Annotated in this window: 7 protein-coding genes; 3 read left to right on the top strand and 4 right to left on the bottom strand. The window is 33.4% G+C overall.

Annotated features, from left to right (window positions below; genetic code table 11):
• Positions 1–146: 146 nt before the first annotated feature.
• Genes BSF41_RS18630 through BSF41_RS18620 form a run of 3 tightly spaced genes read right to left on the bottom strand, consistent with a single transcriptional unit; the run spans position 147 to position 4,260 of the window.
• A complete protein-coding gene (locus tag BSF41_RS18630; RefSeq protein ID WP_172426938.1) occupies positions 147–2,495 on the bottom strand; it encodes a choice-of-anchor L domain-containing protein in 2,349 nt (782 codons plus the stop codon).
• Positions 2,496–2,508: 13 nt separating this feature from the next.
• A complete protein-coding gene (locus BSF41_RS18625; RefSeq protein ID WP_095931013.1) occupies positions 2,509–3,345 on the bottom strand; it encodes an ABC transporter permease in 837 nt (278 codons plus the stop codon).
• A 3-nt stretch (positions 3,346–3,348) separates the two neighbouring features.
• On the bottom strand, positions 3,349–4,260 hold the full coding sequence (locus tag BSF41_RS18620; RefSeq protein ID WP_095931012.1) for an ABC transporter ATP-binding protein: 912 nt from the start codon (positions 4,258–4,260) through the stop codon (positions 3,349–3,351).
• 106 nt (positions 4,261–4,366) lie between these two features.
• Between BSF41_RS18620 and BSF41_RS18615 the strand changes: the two genes are divergently transcribed.
• On the top strand, positions 4,367–5,419 hold the full coding sequence (locus tag BSF41_RS18615) for a hypothetical protein (protein ID WP_095931011.1): 1,053 nt from the start codon (positions 4,367–4,369) through the stop codon (positions 5,417–5,419).
• A gap of 58 nt (positions 5,420–5,477) precedes the next feature.
• On the top strand, positions 5,478–6,335 hold the full coding sequence (locus tag BSF41_RS18610; protein ID WP_095931106.1) for an SdiA-regulated domain-containing protein: 858 nt from the start codon (positions 5,478–5,480) through the stop codon (positions 6,333–6,335).
• Between the two features lie 153 nt (positions 6,336–6,488).
• On the opposite strand, the gene BSF41_RS18605 is transcribed toward BSF41_RS18610, so the two are convergent.
• Complete coding sequence (locus tag BSF41_RS18605) at positions 6,489–10,220, bottom strand: metallophosphoesterase (protein ID WP_095931010.1); 3,732 nt, start codon at positions 10,218–10,220, stop codon at positions 6,489–6,491.
• Between the two features lie 26 nt (positions 10,221–10,246).
• Between BSF41_RS18605 and BSF41_RS18600 the strand changes: the two genes are divergently transcribed.
• Positions 10,247–11,434: a Pycsar system effector family protein gene (locus BSF41_RS18600; RefSeq protein WP_095931009.1), complete on the top strand. Its 1,188-nt coding sequence runs from the start codon at positions 10,247–10,249 to the stop codon at positions 11,432–11,434.
• Positions 11,435–11,476: the final 42 nt, after the last annotated feature.

The raw sequence follows: 11,476 nt of genomic DNA, 5'->3' as shown, positions 1-11,476 counted from the left end.
AAAGTAAGAATAATGTAATTGAAATCTTAAAATACTGAACTGTTGTTGGTTGGCTATTTTTTGTTTTTTGTTGAATTTATTTTCAAGGATGTTAAATTAAATAGCTAAATACGGTATTGATGTTAAAAAAGAAAGAATTTAAGATATTACCTTTTTAGACTAAAGTGCCCTTTGACATTTTTTCCATTAGCAAAAAAGAGGGTAAACCAATAATCGTCTGAAGGCATTTGTCTCCCGTTAAAAATTCCGTTCCAGCCAGCTCCATTTTGATTCATTTGTTTTAGCAGATTTCCGTAACGATCAAAAATAGAAATGGTGTAATCCGGCATTTGATCAATGTTTTTAATAACCCACAGATCATTGTATCCGTCTCCGTTTGGAGTAAAGAAACGCGGATAATCCAAAACATATACTAAAAACGAATTAGATAAACCACAGCCATTTTTGTCCCGAGCCTTTACATTATATATACCTGGGTTTACTTGTGTGAAAGTAGGGCTATCTTGAAAAACAGTTCCGTCGAGAGAAAATTCATAATTTCCAACACCTGTGTATTGAACTTGAATTGTATTGTCAGTTCCAGAAAAATCTTTTACATCTGCTCCAGTAATTAAAGCGGGTTCAGATAAAATTATTTTAAATTTTTTAGTTTTTTCGCAACCATTCGCATCTTTTACAGTTACCGAATAATCACCAGCGCTATTAATTAAGGTAGAATTTGTACTGCTTCCATTAGACCATGTATAACTGCTAAAGCCAGTTGCAACGGTTAGCGTCATTTCATCTCCTTTACATAAATAATGCGTTTCATCTTCAAAATTAGGAGGATCAAATGTGTGTACAATTAATTCTATTGAAGTAATATCGTAACAACTTGGACCATTTACAACACGAGCATAAATCGTCTGGCTGTTTGGAGTTGTATTTTTGAAAATATTAGGCAGCAGATTGGTTTCGGTAAGGGCATCAGAAGCAGTTAAAAAATAATTAATTGCCAAGCCTGTAGGTAAACCTGTTAAAATTTGAGGAGTCACTTCTGCATTTAAATCAAATTGATACAAACCGTCTTGCATATTGTCTCCATCGCAAGTTTCTACTGGAGATTGGTCTGGAATAGTAGAATTAGAGATGTTTAGTGTAATTTCAGCTATTTTACTACAGCCAAACGTGTTTTCAATTCGGGCAAAAATAATTTGATCTGCGCCTTTATTGGTGTATCGTTCCGGATTTGAAATTGGATTTGTTTTTGCTTGAGCATCTGCCAAAGTTTCATAATATCCCTGATTAATAATTTGAGAATCATTGTTTTTGATGAAATTGCCAGCTTTAGTCAAATCAAAAATTGAAATACCATCAGTATCATCATCACATTGAAGCAAAGAAGTATCCGTAGATGGGATTTCGGGAGCAAATTCAACAGTGATTTCTCCAACAGAAACACAAGTTGTATTGCCCAAGGTTGCCTCCACTTTATACGTTCCCGATGATGTTACGTTGTAAGAAGGAGATGTAACACCTGGAAGTTCAGAATAAGTGTTAGACGCATCTTTTTTAAACCATTTAAAAGTATAGCCTGTAGCACTCAAGTTGGTGTTCAAAACATAAGTTTCGCCATAACAAACAGGATTGTTATTGGCTACAGTTCTGTTTTCTCCAAAATTTATTTTAGTTACAAAACTGCCCGCTTCTATAAAAACAGCAGAGTTGTATTGTCTGGTTGCATCATCGGCAACGACCAATTTTAGATGGTATGTTCTGTTCGGAATTACACTTGTAGAGGCATTCATTACAATAGTTTGCCCTGCATAATTGATGGGGCTTCCATTTGCATTATAACCATTAAAGTAGTTTTCGTTTAAAGCTTCACATCCTTCTAAAGGCTGTCCATAATTGTCATTTACGGTTTCAATTTTAGGATGAACCGTTGTAGCTGACACTGCCGTAGTTGAATTAGGTAGAACGGCAAGATTTTTATATTCTTCAGAACTTCCGACTTCTTTAATTAAGAAAGCAAATCCATCTGAATAAGTGCAAGGAAAATTAGTTTGATATTCATTCGAAGCAAAAATATAATTGAAGCTTATTGAATTGGTCTGCGCTGTAAAATCAAATTCTATAAGTGTTGCTTGCGTGCTATTTGTAATTCCTAAAGCTTCATTAAGATCTGCGTCACCATTCCAACCTAAAATCCTTACTCCTTTGGAATCTTGTTTGTAAAACGGTCCTTCTGCATTTTTGCTAGGCGAAGTAGCCAAAACAATTCCTCCTGAAAAAGGAAAATTGGCACCAGCTGTAAAGGAACCGTAACTCTGTCCACTTAGATTCGGGTTTCCTGATGCCGTTACACTTTCTACATCAATACAAGAACTATTTATTAAAACATTTTGAATTAAATCTGTTGGAGTTGCTGGATCAGTTACAGAAATATTCTGCCCACTGATTTTATGGAAAAAACAGCACAAAATTAGAATTAGAAATGTTCTTAGTTGACTCATAGTAGCAAATATACTACAAATCTCTATTTTTTAATAGTTTGTAAGAAAAATATACAAATACAAAAGTCCAAGCTAAAACGATTAAAACAGCAGTATAATCTACATTGAAATTGCCTTCTGTTTCGATTCCCATTTGAGTGCCAATATTTTTAATTACCGATAATCTTGGTCCAGGATTAACGATTAGATTTGACATTGATTCTAAAGGTAAAAACTGCGTGATTTTTTCATCAGTATCGCTGTTTGGGAAAATTTTAAAAGCTAAAGTGCCTCTTATAATTGCTTCAATGATGCTCCAAACTAATAGAAAACCAAGGGCGAAAGCAGAACGTTTTACTAAAATTCCTAAAAACAAACAGAACGAAAAAAATCCGGTCAACTTTACAAAAAAGGCTAAAAGATAATCTAAGTCAGAAAAAATAATTCCAAATTCGGTATAAGATGAAAAAGAGAATCCTAGAAGCAAGCTCATAACAAAAACGAAAACCGTAGATCCAAAAGCAAATAAAACTACAGTTAAAAACTTGGATAAAATAAATTCTTTTTTGCTTAAACCATCAATTAGATTTTGTTTTAAAGTTCCGTAGCTATATTCATTCGCCATCATAGAAACAATTACAATAGCTAAAAAGAATTTAAGCCACGCAGCAACATACGTATTGAAATGCCAGATAAAAGGAAAATTGAAGATTCCCATTTCTGCCAAATGAAATTTGAAAGGGCCTATATCAAATTTTATTGCAGCGATTAAGGCTATAAAAGAAAGTAATACAAAGTAAGTTAAGGTTAATATACGGCTGGCTTTGTTCATCCAGATTTTTTGAAGTTCTATAGAGAGAAGTCTTTTCATGGTTTAGTTTTTTTGAGCGATGGCGTTTTTGGTTAATTCTAAAAATTGAGCTTCTAAACTGTTTTTACGTTTTACTAAATGGCTTAAAACAATGTTTTTAGAAAATAAAAATTGGTTTAACTCTGAGGCAGATAAGTTAGAATTTAAGTAAACTAAAATTTTCCCCTCTTCTTCAGTAATTCTATCAATAGCAGGATGTTCTGATAAAACCGTTTTTAAAACTAAATTATCTTCGGCTTGCAATTCAAAGAAACCTTCGTTAGAAGACATTCCGTCAACAGGGCCAGAATATAAAACTTCGCCTTTTCTTAAAACAATTACTTGCGAGCAAACTTTTTCTACTTCGTCCAATAAATGAGAGGCCAATAAAATAGTAGTTCCTTGCGATGCAATTTTTTTAATGATATCTCGAATCTGATGAATTCCCTGAGGATCTAGTCCGTTCGTTGGTTCATCTAAAATTAAAATTTCAGGATCGTTTAAAAGTGCCGATGCAATTGCCAGACGCTGTTTCATTCCTAAAGAAAAAGTGCTGAATTTGCTGTCTTTTCTTTCGATTAAACCTACTAATTCCAGTTTTTCATTAACTTTAGAATAGTTTATATTTTTGATTTTGCAAACCAATTGGAGGTTTTGCTCGGCCGTCATGTACGGATAAAAATTGGGCCTTTCTATAATTGCACCCACTTTTTTTAAAGCATCATGCGTTTCTACATTGCCATCAAACCAGCGATAATTGCCAGACGACTTATTAACAACATTTAAAACAATTCCTAATGTAGTCGATTTTCCGCTGCCGTTTGGCCCTAGAATGCCATAAACGCGACCTTTTTGTATTTGAAAAGATACATTTTTCAAAGCCTGAATTCGGCCGTATCTTTTACTTAAATTCTCAATGGTTAATATGGTTTCCAAATTTTTCTGGTTTTAGTTTTTAGTATGACGAGTCAAGTTGATTTTTGTTACTTTAAATTCTAACTTTAAATCGTATTGATGTAAATTTGTAATAAAGATATTCAAAATGAGCGAGCCTTTAATGGTTTTGAAAAAACCGTCTTACCCTTTAACACTGCCACTTTTAAGCTATTTAGAACGATACGAACGTATTTCTAAAGTTTCTGTGTTTTATGATGACTTGCTTCGTTTTTCGGGTTCTATAAATGTTTATGACAAATACGATAATGATACGCTCTGGATTCGGGTGTATTATGGTGAATTTGAGCGCAATGAAATTGATTTAAATCTAAAAAAAATATATTCGCTTCTGCATTCTGATGGAAATAGCGAAATCATTCAATTTCTGAATGTCGATGCAATTGATTATTGTACTTTCGGAAATTCGAAGCCTTTTAGAATCAAAGTTCGAAATATTCTCAATGACAACTATGTTCATTTTTACATCAAAAAAGCAGATGCTTCACGTATTTACGGATTAGAATTGGAAGATATTCTTTCCCCAGATAAAATCAATTTTTTGGTATATAAAGACACCTTGATCGAAGAGCATATCATCGGAATTCCAGGCGATGTTTTTATGGATACACTTTTGGATAAATGTAGCGAAATGGAAAAAGCGCAGATTGCAAAAGAATTTGTAAAATTTAACGAACGCTGTATGATTCGTCTTTTGGGAGATATGCGCGCTTACAATTATGTAATTGTTCCAATTCACGATTTTGATCAGGTTGTTTATAAAATTCGTCCAATCGATTTTGATCAGCAATGTTACGAAGGGAATTTTAAAGTTTATCGCCCACAGTTTTTTAAAGAAAATTTCCCAATGATCCAGTTGATTAAAGAGAAATTAGAAGAACGTTCCATTATTCAGTATAAAGATGAGGAAAGAGCTATTTTAGCAAAACGTATTCATTCTGCCGAAACCAGAATAAAAAAATTACTGAATATAATGTGTCACGATACCATTTCGACGCATGAACATCTGACGCAGTTAAAAATGGAATTGTATCGTTACACGAACGATATGAAGTTCAAAAATGCAAAATCGATGGGACACGTTATGCAAGCCGCGTTTGAATTTATTACACGTAATTTTAAAAACACTAACTTGGTTTAGAATTACTCGTGTGATCCCTTCGTTCTTCAGGATGACAAAAAAAATAAAAAATAATATTATGAAAAAATCTTTTTTAGTAGCCGTTTCTATAGTTTTATTGGCGTGTCAACAGCAGTCAGATAGCAAATTAAAAGAACTTTATACACTTCCGAAAAAATTAAAAGAAGTTTCGGGAATTACTTATTTTCCTGAAAGTAATTTGCTTTACACTTTAGAAGATAGCGGAAATAAAAATGCTATTTACGCCCTTGATTCTAAAGGAAAATTGGCTAAAACAATCACGATTTCTAACGCTACAAATGTCGATTGGGAAGATATTACAAAAGACAAATCTGGGAATATTTATATCGGAGATTTCGGAAACAATGATAATGAAAGAAGAGATTTGTGTATTTATAAAGTCGCAAAAAATCAATTGAATAATGATTTGGCCAAAGCCGAATATAAAATTTCATTCTCCTATCCAGAACAAAAAGAATTTCCGCCAAAGAAAAAAGAAATGTTCTACGACGTTGAAGGTTTCTTTGAACATGGAGGTTATTTTTATCTATTTACCAAAAACAGAAGTAAAGGTTTTGACGGAACGGCTTTTATCTATAAAATAAAAAATGCTACAGGAACTCAGAAAGCCGTAAAAATAGGCGAATTTAAAACGTGCAGCAATTACAATCATTGCGTGCTGACAAGCGCAACAATAAGTCCAGACGGGAAAAAAGTGGCTTTATTAAGTCATGATAAAGTACTTTTATTTAAAGATTTTAAAGGAGATTTATTCCATAAAGGGACTCATACAGAACTCAATCTAAATCACTTCTCGCAAAAAGAAGCCATCGTTTTTAAAGACAACAATACTTTATTAATCGCCGACGAAAAAACAAATAAAATAGGAGGGAATGTTTATGATTTTAGATTATAAGGGTCTAAGATGCTAAGGTTCTAAGTCTTAAAGCAAAAAAAAAAAGCCACGAATTCACGAATACTTTAATTAAAATTCGTGAATTCGTGGCTTTTTTTTAACTCAGAGCTAAAAAACTTAGAACCTTAGCATCTCAGAATCTCAGCATCTTTTTTAGAAGCTATATGCCGCTCCAAAAATCACCCTTCCAATTTCGTCAGGAGATTTAAAATAAGAAATTCTGGCTGTGATAACATTTATGGCATTCAGCCAAAGTCCGCCGCCGTAATCGTGATGCCATTTTTTAGAATCTTCGCCATCAAGCCAAACTCTTCCGTAGTCGAAACCACCTAAAATTCCATAAGTAAAAGGAACGATCGTTTTACGGATTTTTCCAATACTTAAGCGTAAATCTGAACTTTGAGAGAAATACGAACTTCCTAAGAAACGCTCATTTCTAAAACCTCGTAAATCGGTATCGCCACCTAGAGAAGCACCTTGATAGAATTCGTAATTATTGTTGAAAATAGCCTTTCCTTTTACGTAAGTAGCCAATATCAATTTTCCGTTGTGATCAATCTTGTGTGTAAAACCTAAGAAACTCTCCAGAGTAGGGAAATTTTTCTTAGTATCATCCAAATTCGTTGTCCAAGTGGCAGCAACCATAAAAGCCATACCTAAAGTTGGTTTTGCAGCGAAATCTGAATTTTTAAAGAGGTATTTTACCTTTAGACTTCCAAAATTCTGGGTATTAAATACATCAGGATTTACGATTCCAGGAATATTAATATATCGGTTTTCGGTTTCTTCAACAGTCATTCTCTGATAAATGGGCTGTATGCTAAATTCGCTTCCATATCTTCCAACGTGTCTCACAGCACCCGAGGCATTAAATTTTCTAATACGAACACGATTGTAATCCATTCCTAGATCGTCATCATACTGCGACTCATTTCCATAACCAAAATAGTTCATGGCAAAGTTTGGAGTCGTATATAAAGATTCCACATCTATAACCCATTTTCCTAATAAGCCTGGAAAATGTGCTACATAATTAAATTCTAAACCACCAGTAGCGAAATAGTAAAAAGCATTAAAAATATGTCTTTGCGTGTAAGGATTTTGTTTAAAATTATTGACTGTATAATTTAAGTTTACTCCCATTTTTACACCATCATCAGGATTATATCCAATGTTCGGAAGTCCTGCAATTACATTGTACTTAGGTTTTTCGTAGTTATACAAATTAACATCATAGTCATCTGTCAGTTGCGTTTGTGCCTTTGAATCTAAGTTATAAGTGTTTTCTTTTGACTTGAAATCGTAAACAATCACTTTTCTACCATTTTCAATGTTATAAGTGTCATTGTTTTGACCTCCAATCAAACGAATTTTAATGCTTGATTTTTCTTCCCCCTTAACTTCAAAAACATCATTATCATCTAGTCCGTAAATCCAAAGATTTTTTGTTTTATCATCTGTTACATTTTTAGTGTAAATCAATTCATCGCCTTCTTTTTTAATTCTGAAAACCTGAATTTCAATTCCTTTTTTTACATTATGGTTTAAAACAAATTTGTCTTTTTTGTCTGTTCCAGCAATCATAACGGTTTTGCGTAGAACATCAGAATATCTGCGAGCATACTTTTGAAGATCTCTTTTTCTGCTTTTTAGTTTTGCTTTGATTTCATCGACCGTTTCGTCCTGAACTTCTTTAGGCATATTTTTGAAAGCCTCATCAATATCTGCGTCTGTCAAGCTTTCCTGAATGTATTTAGCCTGTTCAACCCAATCTTTTTCTTGAGCAGTTTTTAGAAATGCCAAATCCATCGGATAAGGTTCTCTTCCTAGCCATTTTACATTGATTCTGTCGCCTTTAAAAGAACGCATATGACGAAGCGGAGGCATATTCATGATAAGCGAAAGCAAAGCGCCATCGTATTTTACAAAAGCCTGATCGCGATCTCTCGGAATTGGTCTATAAATTACTTTTCCATCTTCTTTATATTCAGCCCAACGCCATTGATCGCTGTGTCTGTCCCAATCTCCTAGAAGGATATCAAATAAACGTGCTTTTATATATTCTTTTTCATCAACGCCATATTTTTCATCTTTATGGAGATTAAGCATCATATCATCAGTTCCAATGATGTTGCTTGGTTTACCGAAATTTTTTCCGTCCAAATGATTGTCAGCCGGTCTTTCTTCTACCATATATAATTGATCTCCAAAACTGGCATTAAATTCTCCTAAACCATTTTGTTTCGGAATATAATATAAAATCGGATTCGTATGTCTCAAACCAATTTGATCAGACATGCTCCCAATTGCAAAAGAAGAATAAGGATGAGAAGTCGTGTAAAAATCAAATAAGAAATCTTCTGCGTATGTTTTTTGAAAATCATTTACCACATATTGATCTTTAAAAGCTACTGATTGTAAAAATACTGTGGCACTTTTTTTCATTGCACGCATTACATATTCACGCCCTTTAGGATCAGACATTCTTAAAGAAACCGATTGATGTCCTCCGCCTTCGCGAATTGGTTTCAAACCACCTTTTAAAGTATCAACCGTTGCTGTTGTGGCTTCAATTGGCATACTGTAATATTTTCTGTAATGTTGTCCAAATAAAAATCTGTGAAACACACCTTTTTGAGTCATTTTTGGAGAATAAATCGAAGTGGTCACCGTAGCAGGAAATTTATTCGGAATATCTGAAGCCCAGTTAATTTCTTTGGCTTTTATAATTTCGCGTTCAAAAAGTAGCTTCTCTTTATTGTTTTCATTTCCATAATACGAGACCTTAGCATCGCCACTTTTAAACATTGTTAAGACCGCATAACCATTTCCTCCATATGAAAAATCGTAAGGATTAATGGCTCTTGCTGCTTCCGATTTTGATCCTGCACCACTAATGATCTGCTGAATGTTTTCTTTGCTGATATATTGCAGATTGTGATCGTGTCCAGAAACTACAATGACATTTTTCTGCTTTTGCAAAAGCGTTTTTATTCTTTTAGCATAAATAGTATATTGCTTATTTTGAATATCCTGCGGACTAACTCCAGATGTTTTTCGAACTAAATTAATAAAAGAGCCAATTACCGGAAGCGGAATTTTTTGTTCTAGAGGGAATAATTGTTTTTCTAATGAAAATTGTCCGCCATGGGTTCCGTTGCTTAATAATGGATGATGAATAGCTAAGACAACTGTCTTTTCTTGATTTTTGTTTAAAAGGCTTTCTAATTCTTCAAAAAATGCTTCTCTAGTTTTTATTTCACAATTATCATTTATGGTTGGGTGATCGTTCCAATCTTCCAAAAACCATTCACTATCAACAGCTATCAAAGTAGTAACGCTATCAATTTTTACATCTTCAATCGGGCATGATTTTCTTGGAAGAAATCCTTTTTTGTCATTCAAATATTTCGTGACAAAATCGGCTTGACGTTCTAAACCTTTAATTCCACTGTACCAATCATGATTTCCAGGAATTACGATTGTTCTTCCTTTAAAACCTTCCGTTAATTTTAATTGATTCGTCAGTTTAGTTTCTGCTAAAGCCTTGTCTTCAGGGTTTTTGTTACCCGGAAAACCTTTGGGGTAAATGTTATCTCCCAAGAAAAGAAGTGTCGATTTTTTATTTGCTTTTTTCAGTTTTTGATGCAAAAGTTCGAGCGTTTGTTGCGCTTGTTCTTCATCGGCATTTCCAGCATCTCCAACAAGAAAAAATGTATGTGCAATTTTTATAGTGTCAGTTGCGTTTTCTGTTTCGTTGGCACTAACGTTTTTCCCGTACTGCGGTTTGTGCGTAGAACAAGAGTAAACGATGAATAGGGCCATAATTGCCAAAGAAAAGTTTTTAATCTTGGCAATAAAATGATTATCCAAAAACAATTTCATAATTTAGTGGTATAAAAATATTCTTTATGAATCTAATAGAACAATCCGAAGATTTTGTCGGTAATTTACTCAAAGATAAACTTTCTAATTTATATTCTTACCATAATTTTAATCATACTTTTACGGTGGTTACAGCGGTAAAAGAACTTTGTAAAAAAGAAGATGTAGAAGGCGAGGATAAAGAGGCACTTTTGGTTGCTGCATGGTTTCACGACACTGGATATATAGAAGGATATGAAAATCATGAGCAGAAAAGCACTGAAATTGCAGCAGATTTTTTGCGTAAAAAAGGAAAATCAGAAGAATTTATTGCGCTTGTTTCAAGTTTAATTTTAGCGACAGTTAAAGAATATGAACCTAAAACGCATCTTGAAAAAATTATAAGAGATGCAGATTACGCGCATTTAATGGGAGCGGAATATGCTACAACTTGCGAATTATTGCGTCTGGAATTGAAAAATGCAGGAATAGTTAGTTTTTCTAATGCCGAATGGACAAGAGAAAATTTAAATTTCTTGTTGAATAAACATAGATTTTATACCGATTATGCTTTAAGAAAATGGCAACCTCTGAAGGAAAAAAATCTATTAATGATTCAGAAAAAAATCAATAAGCAGGAATTGAAAGCCGCTGCTGCACTTGAGGAAGAAAATAAAAAGAAAGAAAAAGCTGAAAAAGCTGAAAAACCAGACCGCGGAATTGATACTCTGTTTCGTGTCACTCTCGGAAATCATACTCGTCTAAGCGGTATTGCAGATAGTAAAGCCAATATATTATTGTCGGTAAATGCGATTATTATTTCGATTGCCTTGTCTTCTATTATTCCAAAATTAGACAGTCCAAAAAATGCACATTTAGTTGTTCCGACTTTTATTATGCTGATGTCTAGTGTAATTACGATTATTTTTGCCATTCTTTCTACGCGTCCAAAAGTAACTTCTGGATTTTTTACAAGAGACGATGTGGAGGCTAAAAAAGTGAATTTAATGTTTTTTGGAAATTTCTATAAAATGCCTCTTGAAGATTACGATTGGGCAATGAATGAAATGATGAAAGACCGTGATTATTTGTACTCAACCATGATCAAAGATTTGTATTATCTAGGATTGGTTTTACAGCGAAAATATAATTTACTCCGAATTGCCTATAACTTTTTTATGTTCGGAATCATCATAACCGTAATCGCATTTGTGATTGCTTTTAAATCAATTTAAAGCTAATTAACTTTGTCAAAGTTTCAAACTTTGACAAAGTTT

This window comes from Flavobacterium sp. ACN2 (assembly GCF_002303885.1).
Classification (GTDB): Bacteria; Bacteroidota; Bacteroidia; order Flavobacteriales; family Flavobacteriaceae; genus Flavobacterium.
The sequence above is the reverse complement of the archived record's forward strand: the minus strand, read 5'-3'. Positions and strand labels throughout refer to the sequence as shown.